This is a genomic window from Pelomonas sp. Root1217 (assembly GCF_001425705.1).
Taxonomy (GTDB): domain Bacteria; phylum Pseudomonadota; class Gammaproteobacteria; order Burkholderiales; family Burkholderiaceae_C; genus Pelomonas.
The window spans coordinates 128,183-145,411 of the sequence record NZ_LMDC01000012.1; the positions used below are offsets into that span (position 1 = coordinate 128,183).

Genomic DNA, 17,229 nt, shown 5'->3' on the forward strand with positions numbered 1-17,229 from the left:
GCGCTTCAGGCGCTCGGTGGCGCCCGCAGGTCGCTGACGCGGCGGCCACGCTTGCTGGCGGCGCTGCGCAGGTGCACCAGCGACTCCACGCGCTTGAGCAGCTCGCGGTCGTTCCAGGGCTTCTTGAAGATGCCGTAGACACCCTCGATCTGGCCGACGCGGCCGTGCAGCTCGTCGTGGCCGGTGATGGCGATGACGGGCAGGTCTTCGGTATTCAGGCTGCCATGCACATCGGCGATCAGCTCGAAACCGTCCTTGTTGGGCATCTCGAGGTCGGTGATCAGCACGGCGATCTCGGGCTTTTCGTCCAACTGGGCCATGGCCTCGTTGCCGTCGTTGACCTGGACGACAACGAAACCAGCACCTTCGAGCAGGCGCTTGAGCTTGGTGCGCACGACGGCCGAGTCGTCGGCGATCAGCACGGTGGGTGGACCCTCGGGCACCACGGGCGCGGGGGCGGCCGGCGGCTGCATCGGCGTGGGCGCCGTGACGAAGGCGCTGGCCATGGACGGGCCGGCAGTGGCTGAGCCTGGCAGCGGCGGCAATACCACCGGCGCGTTGGCGCGCTGGCTGCCTTGCGGCGGGCGTGGCGGCGGCGTGTATTCGCGTGGCGGACGGTAGTCGTCACGCTTGAAGGCGGCGATGAGCACGATGATGGCCAGCGGTATCGCGATCAATACCGGCATCAAGTAGGCGCCCAGCAACTCCTGCAGCTCGTGAAACATCGACTCCATCCCCGGGGTGTAACAGCGGGCAGCCTAACACCCGCCACACGGTCACACCACCGAGGAAATCAGGCATAAGTCGACGATTTGCCGCGACTTTGCACGCCTGCGGCAGTGCAACCTTAGTCGCGGCTTGTCACACAGCCGCGGCCGTTGACCAGGCAGCGGGCGTAGCCGGCGTCGTTCTTCAGCAGGAACATCGCCCGCGCCGCGAAGGCCGAGTCGGCGAAGTCGGCGAACACGCCGTCCACGCCCAGCTCGTAGAAGGCCAGGTATTCGTTGACCGGGCTGCCCTGGTAGTCGCTGGCCAAGCGCTTCTGTTCGTTGCGGAAGGTGTAGGGGTGCACCATCAGGCCGAGCTTGTGCGCGTTGGCGACGATGTCGCTGGCGGGCAGCAGCTTGCGGTCGCGTTCGTCGACCAGGCCGTCGCCATTGTTGTCCGCACAACCGCCACCGGCCGCCACCGTCTTGCAGGCGCTGGAGATCAGGTAGAGCTTCCACGGCCCGATGCCGTCGGCATAGGTCTTGACCTCGGCCAGGCCAGCTGGCGTCAGCAGGTCCTTGAACAGGCCGGCGCGGCCGGACACGACCCAGTCGTAGGGCTTGTCATAGGGCTTGTTGAAGGCCAGGCTGCCGTCGGCATTGACATCGTCGGCGTCCACCAGCTGCACCAGGCGCAGGCTGGACTTGCTGCGCAGGTACTTCAGGTTGGCCGTCTCGAAGGACTGAACGATGACCGGCGCGCCGCGGTGGTTCCAGCCGGCCTTGGTCAGCACGCGCAGCAGGCGGTCCTCCAGGGCCAGGCCGATACTCTGGTGGTAGGTCGGATGCTTGGTTTCCGGGTAGATGCCGATGCGCCGGCCTTCTTCGGCCGACTTACGCTTCACGAAGGCAATGACCTCCTCCAGCGTCGGGATCTCGAACTGGCCGTTGAAGGACGGGTCGCGGTCGGCGAGCGGCTGGATGGCGCGCAGCGTCTTGATCTCGGCCAGCGTGAAGTCGCTGGCGAAGAAGCCCGTCTCGGTCGCGCCGTCGATGATGGCGGTGCGCTTGCGCGAGGCGAACTGCGGCAGCGATGCGACGTTGGTCGTCGCGATCAGGTTGGGCTCGTGGCGCACGATGAGGTGGCCGTCCTTGGTGGCGACGAGGTCGGGCTCGACGTAGTCCGCACCCATGGCGATGCCCAGCGCGTAGTTCTCCAGCGTGTGGTCGGGCAGATACCCGGTCGCGCCGCCGCGGTGGCCGATGACCAGCGGCGCGTTTTCGGCGCGGCCGCGGTCGTGCGCGGTGGCCTGCAGCGAGGCGAGGGCGAGCAGGCACAGGCCGGCCCAGCGAAGGGGTTTGAACATCGTTGTCTCCAGGATGACCGAGCGGCGCAGGCTAGGCGCAAGCAGTGACGGCGCCGTGAACCCGCCCCCCCTAGAAACCTGTGGGCCGAGCGCCGGGCCGCTCCCAAGCCGGCCCACCTTGGCGATGTGCTTGCCGGTCGATCCGGCGAGCATCGCCGTTCCCTCGGGGGCTGAGGCCGGACTCATGACGCCCAGTGGGCGTCTTGTGCCTGCCGAAGGGCTGCGGCACTGTCCGCAGCGCGGTCTGCAAGACCGGCCAAGGTACTCCTTGGACGAGGGGCCTCAGGACGTCAAAAGGTCAGCACGAAGCAGGCGCCGCCGCCCGGCCGCTTGGCGTGGCGTACCGTGCCGCCCAGGCCGTGCACCAACTGGCGCACCACGGCCAGGCCGACGCCGCTGCCGCCTTCGCGCGTCGTGAAAAAGGGCGTGAAGATCCGGCTCTCCAGCCCCGGCACCACGCCCGGCCCGTTGTCGGCCACCGTCAGCCGCAGGCGCGCGCCGCGGCTCAGGCGCGCTTCGATCAGCAGTTCCGGCGTGGGGCGGCCGGCGCAGGCCTGCAGGGCGTTCTGCGCCAGGTTGATCAGCAGCTGCTCCAACTGCGCCGCATCCGTGCGCAGGGCCAGGCGTTCGGGTTCGACCACGATCCTGACCGCGCCGCCGGCGGCACCCCAGGCCGGCGCCAGCAGCCGCTGCACGGCCTGCAGCAGCGGCAGCAGCGCCGTGTCGGCCAGCGTCGGTGCCGGCGGTTGGCTGACGCTGCGGTAGCGCTCGACAAAGGCCTGCAGATGCGCCGCGCGACGCGCCAGTGTCGCCAGCGCCGCCTGCAGCTCCTCGTGCTCGCTGGCCTCCAGCAGGGCCGGCGCGCTGGTGGCCAGCGAGGCGATCGGCGTCAGCGAATTCATGATCTCGTGGGTCAACACCTGCACCAGCTGCCGCCAGGCCACCAGCGTCTCGGTCTCCAGCTCGGACTCGATGGGTGCAAGCGCCGCCAGCCGCCACGCCTGGCCCTGAACCGTCAGCGCCGACACCGCCAACACCGCGCGCTCCTGGCCGTGCTCGGTGGGCAGCGTGACGACGCGCCGGCCCGGGGCGGTGTCCAGCAGCGCGAGCAACGCCGCAGGTTCGGCGGCGCGGCCCGGGGCGATCAGGCGGCGCGCAGCAGCGTTCAGTGCCAGCGGCGGTGCGCCGGCCACAAGGCGCCACAGCGCGAGCGGGGCGTGCTCCAGGGCGGCGTCCAGGTCCGGTCTTGGCGCGGGCGGTGGGTCGGGTGGCAGCGGCGTCGGCCGGTGGGCCAGGCGGCTGAGCGCGACCCATCCGACGGCGGCCGCGAGCGCGCCGGCCAGCGCACAGGCGACCAGCAGGCGCGGCGAGTCCAGTGACGCGACCACACCGGCCGCCGCCGCGGCCAGCACCAGCGCAGCCGCCACGACACGGGCTCGTTCAAAGCCCATGCTTGTCCAGCTTGCGGTACAGCGCGGCGCGGCTGACGCCAAGCAGCCTGGCCGCCTGGCTGATGTTGCCGTCGGCCTGCGCCAGCGCGGCCTGCACGGCCTCGCGCTCTCGCTGGGCCAGGTCCAGTCCCGGCTCGGCAGCTGCGAGGGGCGCGGCGTGGAGGCCGAAATCGTCCCACGCGAACACCGGCCCGCGTGCCAACAGCGTTGCGCGCTCGCAGGCCTGGCGCAGCTCGCGCACATTGCCGGGCCAGCGGTAGGCGGTGAGGCGGGCCAGCGCATCCGGCGTCAGTTCCACGGAACGCTCCTTTGCGAACTGCGCGAGATAGTGGCGTAGCAGCAGCGCGATGTCGCCGGCACCGCGCTCGCGCAGCGACGGCACGCGCAGCACGACGGTGTTCAACCGGTACAGCAGGTCGGGCCGGAAGCGCCGCGCGTCGAACAGCTCGGCCTCGGGCGCATTGGTCGCGGCCAGCACGCGCACGTCGACCGGCACCGGCCGGTCGCTGCCCAGCGGCGTCACCTCGCGGCGTTCCAGCGCGGCCAGCAGCTTGGCCTGTTGCGCCAGCGGCAGGTTGCCTATCTCGTCGAGGAACAGCGTGCCACCGGCCGCCGCGACGAAGCGCCCGGGCCGCGATTCGCGCGCGTCCGTGAAGCTGCCGCGCTTGTGGCCGAAGAGCTCGCTCTCCACCAGCGCCTCGGGCAGCGAGCCCATGTCCACGGCCAGCAGCGGGCCGGTCGCGCGCTTGGATGCGCGGTGCAGCGCACGCGCCACCAGCTCCTTGCCGACGCCATTCTCGCCAAGGATGAGCACGCTGGCCTCGCTGGCACCCACCTGCGCGATCTGCGCGCGCAAGCCCTGCATCGCGGCAGACTCGCCCAGCAGCTCGCCGATGGCAGGCGCGGGGGCACGTCGGGCCAGCGCCGCCTGCACGCAGGCCACCAGCCGGTCGTTGGCCCAGGGCTTGGTGATGAAGTCCACTGCGCCGGCCTTGAGTGCCTGCACGGCCAGCTCCACCTCGGCGTAGGCGGTCATGACGACCACCGCCGGCGCATTGCGGAGCGACACCACCTCGCGCAGCAGCCCAAGGCCTGCGGCGCCGTCGCTGGCGCCGGGTGTGAAGTTCATGTCCAGCAGCAGCACGTCGGGCGCCATCTCGTCCAGCGCGGCGCTCAGCTCGCGCGGGTCGTTGCGCACGGCCACCACGCCCAGCCTGCGCAGGGCCAGCCGCGCGGCCAGCGCCACGTCGGGGTCGTCGTCGAGGATGAGGATGCCGGGCACGGGAGCGCGACTGTAGGGGGCGCGCATCCACGCCGGCAAGGCGGTGTCCGGAACCGGACACCCGAGGTGTCCGCAAGCGGACGATCCCAGCGGGTGTGGACCGTATTTCCCGGGCGAATGGCCCTGGCCTACCTCTTGCAGAAACAGCGGTCATGACCTTGCTCAGCTCCTCCCTCCTTTGGCGTGGCGCCTGGCGCCAGTTGCGCGGCGAACCGGGCCCCGCCATCCTCGTCATCGCCGGCCTGGCGGTCGGCCTGGCGCTGGCGCTGCTCAGCGCCAGCTTTCTGCAGGACCTGCTCTGGCCTGACGCCGACCTGCCGGAGCCGGACCGGCTCGCCACATTCGAGTGGCGGGTGCGCGGTCCAGGCGGCATCACCACCGAATGGCTCGGAGACATCCCTGCCGTGCCGCTGCATGCCGCGTTGCTCGCGGAGGGCGCGCCGGTCGAGGCCATGAGCCGCCTGCTCTACACCCAGCTGCTGTCGCGGGCCACCGATGAACACGGCGTGCAGCGCAGCACCCGGTTCGTCATCGGCTTGGCCGACGCCGACATCCAGGCCTTGTTCGGCCTGCGTCCGCTCGCCGGCGACCTGCAGGCGGCGCTCTCGTCGCCCGAGGCCGTCGCGCTGACCGCCAGCGCCGCGGAACGCCTCTTCGGCACAACCCAGGCGCTGGGCCGCACCTTCACCATATCGCTGCCGCCCGCGCCCGATGGCAGCGCACCGGCGCAGCAGGCGGCGCTGACGGTCAAGGCCGTCCTGCCTACTCCCAACCTGAACACGTCGCTGATCTTCGACGCGCTCACCGGCTTCCAGGCACCCGCTGCCAAGACCTACCTCAAGCTGTCCGACCAATGGAGTTTGGGCAACGGCCGGCTGTTCGCGCGCCTGAAGTCGGGCGCCACGGTGGCGCAAGTCGGCGCTCTGGCGCAGCGCCTGTTGGCGATGCAGCCGCCGCCACCGGGTCTGCCGGCGGACTTCCTCAAGGGTGGTGGCGACTGGGCTACCCTGCGCGCCCTGCGCGTGACCGACATCGGCCTGCACGGCGCCGGCAGCCCGCAGCGGCGGCTACAGCTCGGCAGCCTTTCGGCGGCTGCGGCTGGCGTGCTGGCGCTGGCGGTCATCAACTTCATCAACCTCTGGAGCGTGCGCACGCTCCGGCGGCAGCGCGAAATCGGCTTGCGAAAGTCGCTCGGTGCGGGTGCCGGGCAGCTGTCGGCGCAGTTCTTCGCCGAGGCGGCGGTCGTCGCGGGCGTGGCTGGCGTGCTCGGCCTGCTGCTGGCCTGGTGGGCGACGCCGGTCGCGGAGGTCCTGATGCAGCGGCAGTTCTACGCGCCGGTGCTGGCGCGGGGCATGGTGGCGTTGACGGCGCTGCTGTGCCTGGTGATTGCCGCAGTCAGCGCGTTGCCGCTGACCTTCATCTCGCTGCGGGTGAGACCTGCCGAGTCGCTGGCCGGGCGCAGCCACAGCGAGGGCGCTGCCAGCCGCTGGCTGCGCCAGCTGATGACGACGCTGCAGTTCGGTGCGGCCGCGGTGTTTTCCTCGCTGGCGCTGGCGGTGCTGTGGCAGGCCGAGCATGCGGGCGCGATGCCGCGTGGTTTCGAGGTGCAGGACCGGGTGGCGGTGGACCTGCCCTGGGAGGTGCAGCCTGCGCAGACGACCGCGCTGCTGGAGCAGGTGCGCCGCTGGCCCGAAGTGGTCGCCGCAGCCGCGGCGGACGACGTGCCGGGGCGCGACTTTTCCAGCTGGTACTCCGAGTTCCGCGGCCCCGGCGGCACGCCGGTGAACCTGCGGACCGGCGTGGACTTCACGCCCGGCTACCTTCAGACCTACGGCATGCGCATCGTCGCTGGCCGGCTGTCGGCCGACCATGTGGCCGAGGCTGCGCAGAACGCCGTCGTGCTGGACCGCAGTGCCGTGCGCGCCCTCGGGTTCGCCAGCCCCGAGGCTGCGGTCGGCCAGACGCTCGGCGTCTCGCCCGTCTACCGCGGCGGCCACCCGGCCACGGTGGCGGCGGTCATCGAGGACATCCGGCTGGAAGGCCCGCGGACACCTCAGCAACCGCATGCCATTGCCCCGGTGGTCGAGCGCAACGCCGGCGTCATCGGTGTGCACAGCCGTGATCCGCAGGCCACGCGGCGCCGGCTCGTCGAGTTGGTGAACGGCCGGTTCCCCGAGGCGCAGGCCGAAGCGCTGCCCGTGCGTGACATGCTGCTGCAGAAGGTGGCCGAAGACACGCGGCTCGGCCGGCTCGTCGGCATCGCCGGGCTGGTGGCCCTGGGCCTCGCGGCCGTGGGCATCTATGCGCTGGCGGCCTACACGCTGCGCCGGCGCGAGCGCGAGATCGTGCTGCGCAAGCTCCACGGCGCGGGTGCCGGCGCGGTGGCCGCCCTGCTCGCGCGCGAGTTCGCCGGCGTGCTCGCCGCCGCCTGCGTCGTGGCGCTGCCGGTGGCGGCGTGGCTCACGCAGCTTTACCTGATCGGCTTCGTCGAGCGTGCGCCGGTGGGGCCGGGCTCGTTGTGGGTGCTGCTGGCGTCGGTCGCCCTGCTCGCCTTGGTGACAGCCTTGGCCGTGGCCCGCCACCTGCACACCGCCCTGGCACTGCGGCCGCTGCAGGCCCTGCGTGGATGACACGATGAAGCCCCTCGTCCACGGCAGACCGTGGCCGGCCCCGCCCGCCGCGGCCGCGAATTCCGGCGCAGCGATGGACCGCCGCGTCGTGGTGCCGCGCCGCTACGGCCTCATGGTGCTGGCGTTGATGGCCGCGCTGGCGGGGGCCCTGCTGCTCATGCGCTACTGGCCGCGCGGCGTGCCCGTGTCGCGCGCCGACGTGGAGATCGCCACGGCAAAGACCGGCCCCTTCCGCGACGTCGTCGTCGGCCGCGCGACCGCGCAGCCGCTGCAGTCCGTGCTGCTCGACGCGACCGAGGACGGCCGCGTCGAGCAGGTGTTGGTGAAGGACGGCGCCAGCGTGGAGGCCGGCCAGTTGCTCGTCGTGCTCAGCAGCACCCAGCGAGCCCAAGAGTTGATGGCGCGTTCCAGCGAGGCGGCCCAGCAGCTCGCCAACTTCTCGACGCTGCGCGCCGCGTGGATGCAGGCCCAGGCCGTGCAGCGCCGCACGCTCACGGAGGGCCAGTTCGAGCTGGAGCGCGTGCGCCGCCTGCATCAGCGCAACCGCGAGCTGGCCGCCACTGGCTTCCTTTCACCGTCTGCACTGGAGGACTCGGCCGACAAGCTCGCCCTTGCGCAGCGCCTGTTCGCCCAGCAGCAGGCCGATGGCCGCGAGGAGCTGGCCGTGCGAGAGCAGTCCGTGCAGGCCATGCAGCGCGCTGTGACCGACCTCAACAAGCGGCTGGACGCCATGCGCACCGCCAGCGAAGGCCTGGCGGTGCGTGCACCGGTGGCCGGCCGCGTGACGGGCTTGACGCTGCAGGTCGGCGAGTCCGTGCGCAGCGGCAGCCGCATCGCGCGGCTGGACAGCCTGGGCCGCTTCAAGCTGGACCTGCGGCTGGACGAATTCCACCTCGGCCGCGTCCGCGAGGGCCTCGCCGCCGAGCTGCAGCATGAGAGCCGGCGCCATGCCCTGCACGTCGCGCGCATCGACCCTCAGGTCAAGGACGGCCGCTTCAGCGTCGAGCTCGCCTTCGACGGCGACCCGCCGCCGCTGCAGGTCGGCCAGGGCCTGGACGTGCGCCTGACGCTGGGCCAGGCGCAGGACGCGCTGCTGCTGCCCGACGGCGGCTTCTACGCCGACACGGGCGGCGCCTGGGCCTTTGTGCTCGACGCGGACGGCCGCCACGCCCAGCGCCGCCCGCTGCAACTGGGCCGCCGCGCCGACGGCGTCATCGAAGTGCTGGGCGGCCTGCAAGCCGGCGAGCAGGTCGTCGTCTCCCCTTACCGCGCCTTTGCCAGGGCCACCTCACTGCAACTGAACTGAACCATGTTCAAACTCCGCCACCTCACCAAGACCTTCCACACCGGCGACGTCGAGACCACGGCGCTGGACCGCATCGACCTCGACATCGAGGCCGGTGAATACCTCGCCATCACCGGCCCTTCGGGCTGCGGCAAGTCCACACTGCTCGGCATCCTCGGACTGCTCGACGCACCGAGCGGTGGCGAATACTGGTTCGACGGTCGAAACGTCGCCGGCTGGACCGAGAAGCAGCTCAACACACTGCGCCGCGGCCGCATAGGCTTCGTGTTCCAGAGCTTCAACCTCATCGACGACCTGAGCGTGGCCGAGAACATCGCGTTGGCGCTGGAGTACGGCGAGCTGCCTGCCAAGGCGCGCCGCGAACGTGTGGTGGAGGTGATGGAGCGGCTGGGCATTGCGCACCGCGCCGGCCACCGGCCGAGCCAGTTGAGCGGCGGCCAGCAGCAGCGCGTGGCCATTGCCCGCGCCATCGCCGCGCGGCCCGCCCTGCTGCTGGCCGACGAGCCCACCGGCAACCTCGACAGCGCCCACGGCGCCGAGGTCATGAGGCTGCTTCGCGAGCTCAATGCCGAGGGCACGACGCTGGTCATGGTGACCCACTCGCTGGAGCACGCGGCGCAGGCGTCGCGCACGCTGCGGCTGCTGGATGGGCGGGTGGTGGTGGATGCGGTGGCGGCGTTGGCATAGTCAGGCCCTCGCCACCACGCCGCCCGCCCATGTCCACTCGCCAAGCCCTGATCGGCCTTGCCGTCCTTGCCCTGTCGGGACCGGTGCTGGCGGCATGCACCGGCGACTGGGCGGCACCGACCGCGGAAACCATGGTCGTGAGCGATGGCACCGAGCTCCGCATCACACGGTTCGCCAACCTGGAGATGAAACTGGCGCTAGTCCAGGCTGGGCGGCCTGTCGAGTTCCTCGGTGCGCTTGGCATCGGCTATCTCGTCAAGGGCATCCCTGAGGCGGAATTGCAGAAGTTCGCGCAAGAGGCCCATTGGCTGCTGGCATTCAGCGCGCCGGCTTCGACCATCGTCTGGCGGGCGATCAGGGGCGACCCCTGCAAAGCCTCCGGTCCCTATGACATCGACATGGTGCCGTGGTCCGGCGGCGCTTCGCAAGCGCCAGACCACAAGTTGCTGCGAGCCAGGGGCCAGGCCGTTGCAGACGGTCAGGGCCTGATCCGCTACACCATCCGCTTCGACACAGAACCGGCGCTGCCGCCCGATCGGCCACTGACCTATGCCGGCACGCTGTCGTTCGTGAAACAGGGCGATGAGATGCCCGGCGACACCGATGTGGGCGGCTTCAACGTCATGCCCCAAGACAAGCCTGGCTTCGTTGCCGTGCCGGGCACGAAGCTGTCGCAGCTCCGCGCCATGCTCTCTCCGTGATTTCCACCCAATTCGTCTTCCACCTCGCCCTGCAGCGCGACAAGGTCGAGTCCTTCGAGCGCTATCCCTTCAACCTGCCGGCCGTGCGCACGCTGGAACGGCTGGAGATGCACCCCAAGGTCACCTTCCTGGTCGGCGAGAACGGCTCGGGCAAGTCGACGCTGCTGGAGGCGCTGGCCGTGTCGCTGGGCTTCAACGCCGAGGGCGGCAGCAAGAACTTCCGCTTCGGCACGCGGCTGTCGCATTCCGAGCTGCACGGGTACTTGCGGGTGGCCAAGGGCTACAAGCCGCCGCGCGACGGCTTCTTCCTGCGCGCCGAGAGCTTCTTCAACGTCGCGACCGAGATCGAGAACCTGGACGTGGGACCAGGCGGTTCACCGATCATCAGCGGCTATGGCGGCAAGTCGCTGCACGAGCAGTCGCACGGCGAATCCTTCCTCGCGCTGCTCAACGAGCGCTTTGGCGGCCGGGGCCTGTATCTTCTTGATGAACCCGAAGCGGCGCTGTCGCCGCAGCGCCAGCTCGCCGCGCTGGCTCGCGTTCACGAGCTGGTGAAGGCGAATTCACAGTTCATCATCGCCACGCACTCACCGCTGCTGATGGCCTATCCCGACGCCTGGATCTACCAGTGCACTGCCGACGGCGTGCGCCGCGTGGCCTACGAAGACACCGAGCATTACCGGGTCACCCGCGACTTCATGGCCGACCCGCAGCGCGTGCTGGGCGAACTGCTGGCGCGTTAAGCCCGGCGATCGCCGACAGCACTGCACATCTGCCCTGTGCGCGTTGACCCCAACGCAGGCTTCGCGAACGCTGCGGCTTCTGGATGGCAGGGTGGTGGTGGATGCGGTGAGCGCGGTAGGTTGATTAGAGTGTGGCCGATGCCGCACGTTGCCGACACCGCGCTGACAACCCCAGCCCGCCGTCGGCTGGCACTGCACAGCATGGCTTTCCTGCTGTGCGCCTTCCCGCTCGTGATCGTCGTCTACCAGGGCCTGCCGTTTCCGGTCGGCCCGCACAGGCCGATGTTGTACGGCCTGGTGATCGCGCTGTTGCTGGTTGCGCTTGCGCGTGCCCTGATGCGCCGCGAGGGCCGGTCGCTGGCCGACCTTGGCCTCACGGTGTCGGCCCGTGCCTTCGGCCACCTGGGCCTGGGACTGGTGGCGGGCCTGTTGCTTTTCGCCGCGGCGACGCTTGTCATGGCGCTGTGGCTGCCCGTTGAATGGCGGATGAAGGCGGCGCTGCTGCCGGCCTCGATCGGTGGCGCCCTGCTCTTTCACCTCGTGACCAATGCCTGCGAGGAACTGGCCTGGCGCGGCTATGCCTTCGACGGCCTGCTGCGCAGCGTTGGCCATTGGCCGGCGCAAATCATCGTGGCGCTCGTCGCGGCTGTCTTTCATGTGCTGTCCGGCTGGAGCTGGCAGGTTGCACTGGTCAGCACGACGGCCGGCTCGCTGCTGTTCGGTCTGGTCTTCATCCGCTGGCGCAGCGTGCCGGCCGCCATCGGCGTGCATGCAGGCTGGAACTGGGCGCGCGACCTGCTGATGTCGCCCGGTGGCGCCGCGGCCGTACTGGACGTGCGCGGCCCGCAGGTCTGGAGCATGGGCCAGTGGCAGGTGGCACAGGCCGTCTTTGTGGGGGTCACGCTGCTGGCCTGCGTTGCGCTGCTGCGGTCGCTGAACCGGCGGCCCCGTGCCGTGCTGACGTCGACATAGCCGCTGCATTGCGCGCGACCAGGGCGTGTCAAGTCGCTGATCGTCGACAGCACTGCACACCTCGCCCGCCCACGTTAGCTGCAACCTGACGGCGCCGTCAACCGCCGCCTTTAGGATGCCGGCCCATGCACCCCCTAATTCAAGGCCTGCTTGGCCTGATGCTGCTCGGGGCGGGTTGGGCCCGCGCCGATGCTGGCGTCGGGCCGCTGGAGGTGCAGTTCCGCAGCGTGACCGTGCCGCAGAACTCGGTGCCGGCGATCGCGCAGGACCGGGCCGGGTTCATGTGGATCGCCACCAACAAGGGCCTGACGCGCTACGACGGCTACCGGCTGCGGCCCATCGAGCAGGCCGGTGACACGACGGCCAAGCGCAGCCTGGGCTGGGTGCGGGCGCTCAGCGCCGCGGCCGACGGGCGCATGTGGATTGGGACGGAGTTCCAGGGCCTGGTGGCCTACGACCCCGAACAGGACCGCGTCGAAAGCCATGGCAGCGCGCAGGGCGGCCCAGGGCCGCAGCCGCCCATCCGCGCGCTGGCGGCAGCGCCGGACGGCGCCATCTGGGTCGGCACCCTGGGCCAGGGCCTGTACCGCTACGACTCGGCGGCCAAGCGATTCGAGGCCCACGAGCTGCGCTGGCGCGGTCAGGCCGAGAAGCGGGTGCTCGCCTTGCAAGTGGGTGCCGACGGCGTCGTCTGGGCCGGCCACTGGCGCGGCCTGAGCCGCTTCGTGGGCGGCGCCTGGGAGAACCTCGCCCTGCCCGGCCTGGAACAGGGCATGCCCGTGCCGGCCCTGGCCCAGGACCGTGGCGGGCGCGTCTGGCTGGGCACGCAGGACGGGCATCTGGGCGTCGTCGAGCAGGGCCAGGTGCGCTGGGTGCAGGCGCTGGGCATGCCGATCAACGCGCTGGCGGAAGCCCCGGACGGCCGCCTGTGGGTGGGCGCCAAGGTGGGGTTGTTCTGGATCAACCCGGCCAGCGGTGCCATCGAGGCCCGGCTGCGCCAGGACCCGCGCCGCGCCATGGGACTGGCGGGCAACGACATCAGCGGCCTGCTGCGCGACCGCAGCGGCGCCATGTGGGTCAGCGGCTATGGCCTGGGCGTGCAGCGCCATCTTTCCCACCCGGCCCTGGCGGTGCGCGGCCCCGATGCCGACCTGAACAGCCCGCTGGCCGAAGCCGATGTGCGTGCCGTGCTGGCGCTGAAGAACGGCGAGGTGCTGGCGCCGACGCAGACCGGCCACATCGCCCGCCTGGACGGCCGCCCGGGCCGCGACCTGGCGACGCTGGGCGAATGGCCCCGCGAGCGGCACAACGTCGTCGAGGTCATGACCGAGGCGGGCGACGGCAGCCTGTGGATGGCGGCTGCGGGCCGCCTGGAGCACCGCGCCGCCGATGGCCGCCTGCTGCGCGACTGGGCGCTGGACGGCGGCCGTGCCCAGCAGTTGCTGCTGCGCGCCGACGGCAGCATCTGGCTGGGCATGCAGGAGGGCCTTTACCGCCTCGCTGGCGAGGGCGCCGCTGCGCTGGAGCGCGTGCATCCGCTGGCCGGGCCGCTGCATGGCGGTGTCTATGTGCTGAGCGCCGCACCGGACGGGCGCCTCTGGGTGGGCGGCCAGCAGGGCCTGTTCCGCGAGAAAACCGCTGGCGAGGGCGGCCTGGAGGTGGTGCCACAGGCACCCGCGGAACCCCTGGCCAGCCCCATCGTCATGGGCCTGCTGTGGGGGCGCAATGGCACGCTCTGGGTCGACACGCCGGTCAGCGGATTGCACCGCCTCAAGGGCTGGGACGGCGAGGGCCGCGCGCGCTTCGAGCGCATCAGCGAGCGCCATGGCATGGAGGGCGTGTTCGGTGGCAATCTCCACGAGGACGGCCAGGGCCGCATCTGGAGCCAGCTCTATGTCTATGACCCGGCGGCCGACCGGCTCGACAGCTTCGGCAGCGCCGAGGGCGCCAACTTCGGCAGTTTCTGGTTCTTTGCCAGCACCGAGCTGCCCGGCGGCGGCCTGCTGTTCGGCGGCAGCCGTGGCCTGCTGCGCGTGCTGCCTGATGCCTACCGCGCGCAGCGCACCAGCCCGCCGCTGGTGGTCAGCGGCCTGCGTGTCAACGGCCAGCCCTGGCAGCAGCCGCGCAATCCTCGTGACGGCCTGAAGCTGCCGCCTGGCAAACGCAGCCTGTCCATCGAGTTCGCGGCGCTGGACTATGCCGACCCGTCACGGCTGCGCTATGAATATCGCCTGGAAGGCCTGGACAGCGACTGGACCCGGGTCGATGCCAGCGGACGCAACCCGAGCTTCGGCCCGCTCAGGCCCGGCCACTACACGCTGCAGGTGCGTGCCACGGCCCACCACAGCCTGTGGGGCACCGAGCAGCTGCAGCTGCCCATCACGCTGGAGCCGGCCTGGTGGGAGACCACGTCGGCCCGCATCGGCGGCGGGCTGCTGGCCCTGCTTGCCATCTGGGCCTGGATGCGCTGGCGCACGCGGCTGCTGCGCCGCCGCGAGGTCGAGCTCAAGGCCCTGGTGGACGAGCGCACCGCCGAGCTGCGCGAGCTGAGCCTGACCGATGCACTGACCGGCCTGCGCAACCGCCGCTACCTTGAGCTGCGGCTGGACGACGACCTGCGCCTGTGCCTGCGCCGCTTCGAGACCCCCGGCATTGAAGGAGCGGGCGAAGGTCCCGGCCCGGATGCCGACCTGCTGCTGATGCTGCTGGACCTGGACCATTTCAAGCGCGTCAACGACGTGCATGGCCACGCGGCCGGCGACGCGGTGCTGGTGCAGGTGGCCGAGCGGCTGCGCCAGGTCTTCCGCGAGACCGACTCGCTGGTGCGCTGGGGTGGTGAGGAAATCCTGGTGCTGGCCCGCGAGACGGATCGGCGCGATGCCGCCGAGCTGGCCGCGCGCGTTTGCGCCGCGGTGCGTGAGCAGCCCTTCGAGATCGGCCCCGGCGAGACCGTGCACGTCACGGTGTCCATCGGCTTTTGCGCCTTCCCGCTGGACCCGCGCCACCCGCGGCTGTGGGACTGGCGCGCCTGCCTGGCCCTGGCCGATTCGGCGTTGTACGCCACCAAGGCCCAGGGCCGTGACGGCTATATGGGCGCCATCCGCGCCAATGGCCTGTCGCCGCGCGAGGCGCCCGACGGACTGGCCGCCTGGCGTGGCGAAAAGCGGCTGCAGGTTGCGCGCAGCGCCGCCGTCGACGACGCCGTCAGCCCAGCCTGAACAGGGTTTTGAGCGCCGCCGGCAGCTCGGCGCGCCAGGCCGCCTCGTTGTGGCCGGCCTCGGCGGCGATGTGCAGGCTCAGCTGCTCGGGCGGCATTTGGCGCGCCAGCTGCTTGTGCATCTGGCGCGTCTGCCCCGCCATGCTGCCGCCTTCCCGGCCGCCACAGTAGAGGTGGATGCGCGTGTCGGCTGGCAGCCTTGCCGCGGCGGTTGCATCGAAGAGCTGGGGCGCCGCCCAATAGGACGGGCTGAACAGGCCGTAGCGGCCGAACACCTCGCCATGGCTGAGCAGGGCCGCATGGCTGATCAGGCCGCCCAGCGAGCTGCCGATCAGGGCCGTGTGCTCGCGCTCGGGCCGGGTGCGCCAGCCGTTGTCGATGAAGGGCTTGACGGTGTTGACGATGAAGTCGAGATAGGCCGGGCCCTCGGCCTTGCCGAGCTCCTTGTGGTCGTAGGGGGCCATCTCGCTGTTGCGCTTCTCGGCGCCGTTGTCGATGCCAACGACGAGGGCTTCGAACCCGGTCTCCTTCGCCAAGGCTGCCATCGTCTCGTCCACGCCCCATTCGCCGGCAAAGCTGGTGACTGCGTCGAACAGGTTCTGGCCATCGTGCATGTAGATGACCGGGTAGCGGCGCCCGGGCTCGCTGTCGTAGCTGGTCGGCAGGCACAGCCGCAGCGTGCGGCTGCGGGCCAGGCCCGGCATGGCCAGCGGCTCGGGCAGCACCTGCACGCTGGGCAGGGCCGTCGACGGGGCGGCCCGTGCCGGCAGACAGGACATTAGGGGCAGGGTCAGCAGCAGGCGGCGTTGCATGTGGGTGTTGGACACTCAAGGCATGAAGACCCCGCACGCTATCCGAACCGCCCTCGCCCTGCTGCTCGTCACGTCCTCGGCGATGGCCGCCGGCCTCGACGCCCGGGAGCAGCAGATCGTCGCCAACGTCAAGCGCCACACGCCCGATGCGCTGAAGCTGCTGGAGCGCAGCGTCCTCATCAACAGCGGCACGCTGAACCCGGCTGGCGTGCGCGAGGTGGGCGCCGTTTACGCCAAGGAGTTCGAGGCCATCGGCTTCAAGACGCGCTGGATCGAGATGCCGGCCGAGATGAAGCGCGCCGGCCATCTCGTCGCCGAGCGCGCTGGCGACAAGGGCAAGCGGGTGCTGATGATCGGCCACATGGACACCGTCTTCGAGAAGGACAGCCCGGTGCCGCCGTGGCAGAGCGACGGCAGCAAGGTGCGCGGCCAGGGCGTGTCCGACATGAAGGGCGGCGACGTCATCATCCTGCTCGCGCTGCGGGCGTTGAACGACGCCGGCGCGCTGGACGGCCGCACCGTGCGGGCCGTGTTCACCGGCGACGAGGAGCGCGTCGGCAGCCCCGCCGAGGTGGCACGGGCCGCCTTGATCGATGCGGCCAAGCAGAGCGACGTGGCCCTGGCCTTCGAGGGTGCGACCAAGGACGAGCAGGGCCGCGACGCCGCGACCATCGGCCGGCGTGCCTCGGGCGGCTGGCATCTCACCGTGACGGCGCGCACCGGCCATTCGGCGGGCGTGTTCGGCAAGGACGGCTACGGCGCCCTCTATGAGGCGGCGCGTGTGCTGAACGCCTTCCGCGAGCAGCTCATCGAGCCCGACCTGACCTTCAATGCCGCGACGATCGTGGCCGGCACCAGCGCCAAATGGGATGACGGCGAGAGCCAGGGCCAGGCCTTCGGCAAGACCAATGTCATCCCGCGCGACGCCCAGGTGCGTGGTGACCTGCGCTACCTGACCGCCGAGCAAGGGGCGAAGGCGCGCGAGCGCATGCAGGCCATCGTCTACCAAGCCCTGCCTGGCACCCGTTCGAAGATCAGCTTCCACGAAAGCTACCCGCCGATGTCGCCCACGCCCGGCAACCTCAAGCTGCTGGAGACCTATTCCCAGGCCAGCGCCGATGCCGGCCTGAATGCCATCGTGCCCTTCCCGCCGGGCCTGCGCGGCGCGGGCGACGTGCAGTTCGTCGCGCCGCTGGTCGACAGCCTGGACGGCCTTGGCGCCGGCGGTGGCGGCGCGCACACGCCCGACGAATGGCTGGAGATCGCGTCCATCGAGCGTGGTGCCATCCGTGCGGCCTTGCTGATCTATCGACTGACGCGCTGACTCAGGCAAAACCCCCGCCAGATCGAGCGG

The 17,229-nt window shown here is 70.9% G+C and carries 13 protein-coding genes; 8 read left to right on the forward strand and 5 right to left on the reverse strand.

The window, feature by feature from the left end:
* Positions 1-5: 5 nt before the first annotated feature.
* The 4 genes from ASC95_RS09500 to ASC95_RS09515 all read right to left on the reverse strand — a co-directional run bounded on the left by ASC95_RS09500 (position 6) and on the right by ASC95_RS09515 (position 4,807).
* Positions 6-734: a two-component system response regulator gene (locus tag ASC95_RS09500; RefSeq protein WP_057297496.1), complete on the reverse strand. Its 729-nt coding sequence runs from the start codon at positions 732-734 to the stop codon at positions 6-8.
* Between the two features lie 113 nt (positions 735-847).
* Entirely contained in the window at positions 848-2,074 is a 1,227-nt protein-coding gene (locus ASC95_RS09505; protein ID WP_057297497.1) for a glycerophosphodiester phosphodiesterase, read from the reverse strand.
* Positions 2,075-2,364: 290 nt separating this feature from the next.
* Positions 2,365-3,525 carry a PAS domain-containing sensor histidine kinase gene (locus ASC95_RS09510; protein WP_082567661.1) on the reverse strand — a complete coding sequence of 387 codons (1,161 nt, stop codon included), beginning with the start codon at positions 3,523-3,525 and terminating at the stop codon, positions 2,365-2,367.
* The gene (locus ASC95_RS09515; protein WP_235537854.1) at positions 3,515-4,807 is read right to left on the reverse strand and encodes a sigma-54 dependent transcriptional regulator; all 1,293 of its coding nucleotides are present in this window, start codon (positions 4,805-4,807) and stop codon (positions 3,515-3,517) included. The genes ASC95_RS09510 and ASC95_RS09515 overlap by 11 nt, the downstream gene beginning before the upstream one ends.
* Positions 4,808-4,959: 152 nt before the next feature.
* Between ASC95_RS09515 and ASC95_RS09520 the strand changes: the two genes are divergently transcribed.
* From ASC95_RS09520 to ASC95_RS09550, 7 genes are all read left to right on the forward strand, one after another.
* Positions 4,960-7,437 carry an ABC transporter permease gene (locus tag ASC95_RS09520; protein WP_057297500.1) on the forward strand — a complete coding sequence of 826 codons (2,478 nt, stop codon included), beginning with the start codon at positions 4,960-4,962 and terminating at the stop codon, positions 7,435-7,437.
* 73 nt (positions 7,438-7,510) lie between these two features.
* A complete protein-coding gene (locus ASC95_RS09525; protein WP_057297501.1) occupies positions 7,511-8,743 on the forward strand; it encodes an efflux RND transporter periplasmic adaptor subunit in 1,233 nt (410 codons plus the stop codon).
* A 3-nt stretch (positions 8,744-8,746) separates the two neighbouring features.
* Positions 8,747-9,430 (forward strand): ABC transporter ATP-binding protein, encoded by a 684-nt coding sequence (locus ASC95_RS09530; protein ID WP_057297502.1) that lies wholly within the window; start codon positions 8,747-8,749, stop codon positions 9,428-9,430.
* Positions 9,431-9,459: 29 nt separating this feature from the next.
* Positions 9,460-10,131: a hypothetical protein gene (locus ASC95_RS09535; RefSeq protein ID WP_057297503.1), complete on the forward strand. Its 672-nt coding sequence runs from the start codon at positions 9,460-9,462 to the stop codon at positions 10,129-10,131.
* Entirely contained in the window at positions 10,128-10,874 is a 747-nt protein-coding gene (locus tag ASC95_RS09540) for an AAA family ATPase (protein WP_057297504.1), read from the forward strand. The genes ASC95_RS09535 and ASC95_RS09540 overlap by 4 nt, the downstream gene beginning before the upstream one ends.
* 138 nt (positions 10,875-11,012) lie before the next feature.
* Entirely contained in the window at positions 11,013-11,846 is an 834-nt protein-coding gene (locus ASC95_RS09545) for a CPBP family intramembrane glutamic endopeptidase (RefSeq protein WP_057297505.1), read from the forward strand.
* Positions 11,847-11,971: 125 nt separating this feature from the next.
* Entirely contained in the window at positions 11,972-15,064 is a 3,093-nt protein-coding gene (locus tag ASC95_RS09550) for a ligand-binding sensor domain-containing diguanylate cyclase (RefSeq protein WP_057297506.1), read from the forward strand.
* Here ASC95_RS09550 and ASC95_RS09555 read toward each other — a convergent pair.
* The gene (locus ASC95_RS09555) at positions 15,051-15,890 is read right to left on the reverse strand and encodes an alpha/beta hydrolase (protein ID WP_235537855.1); all 840 of its coding nucleotides are present in this window, start codon (positions 15,888-15,890) and stop codon (positions 15,051-15,053) included. The genes ASC95_RS09550 and ASC95_RS09555 overlap by 14 nt on opposite strands.
* A 7-nt stretch (positions 15,891-15,897) precedes the next feature.
* On the opposite strand from ASC95_RS09555, the gene ASC95_RS09560 reads away from it, so the two are divergent.
* Positions 15,898-17,199, forward strand: coding sequence for a M20/M25/M40 family metallo-hydrolase (locus ASC95_RS09560; RefSeq protein WP_057297508.1), 1,302 nt, complete (start codon positions 15,898-15,900; stop codon positions 17,197-17,199).
* Positions 17,200-17,229 lie beyond the last annotated feature (30 nt).

What these genes read in the sequence shown, in the direction of transcription:
- ASC95_RS09500 (WP_057297496.1), bottom strand. Translation starts at nt 734, where the DNA reads ATGGAGTCGATGTTTCACGAGCTGCAGGAGTTGCTGGGCGCCTACTTG.
- ASC95_RS09505 (WP_057297497.1), bottom strand. Translation starts at nt 2,074, where the DNA reads ATGTTCAAACCCCTTCGCTGGGCCGGCCTGTGCCTGCTCGCCCTCGCC.
- ASC95_RS09510 (WP_082567661.1), bottom strand. Translation starts at nt 3,525, where the DNA reads ATGGGCTTTGAACGAGCCCGTGTCGTGGCGGCTGCGCTGGTGCTGGCC.
- ASC95_RS09520 (WP_057297500.1), top strand. Translation starts at nt 4,960, where the DNA reads ATGACCTTGCTCAGCTCCTCCCTCCTTTGGCGTGGCGCCTGGCGCCAG.
- ASC95_RS09525 (WP_057297501.1), top strand. Translation starts at nt 7,511, where the DNA reads ATGGACCGCCGCGTCGTGGTGCCGCGCCGCTACGGCCTCATGGTGCTG.
- ASC95_RS09530 (WP_057297502.1), top strand. Translation starts at nt 8,747, where the DNA reads ATGTTCAAACTCCGCCACCTCACCAAGACCTTCCACACCGGCGACGTC.
- ASC95_RS09535 (WP_057297503.1), top strand. Translation starts at nt 9,460, where the DNA reads ATGTCCACTCGCCAAGCCCTGATCGGCCTTGCCGTCCTTGCCCTGTCG.
- ASC95_RS09545 (WP_057297505.1), top strand. Translation starts at nt 11,013, where the DNA reads ATGCCGCACGTTGCCGACACCGCGCTGACAACCCCAGCCCGCCGTCGG.
- ASC95_RS09550 (WP_057297506.1), top strand. Translation starts at nt 11,972, where the DNA reads ATGCACCCCCTAATTCAAGGCCTGCTTGGCCTGATGCTGCTCGGGGCG.
- ASC95_RS09560 (WP_057297508.1), top strand. Translation starts at nt 15,898, where the DNA reads ATGAAGACCCCGCACGCTATCCGAACCGCCCTCGCCCTGCTGCTCGTC.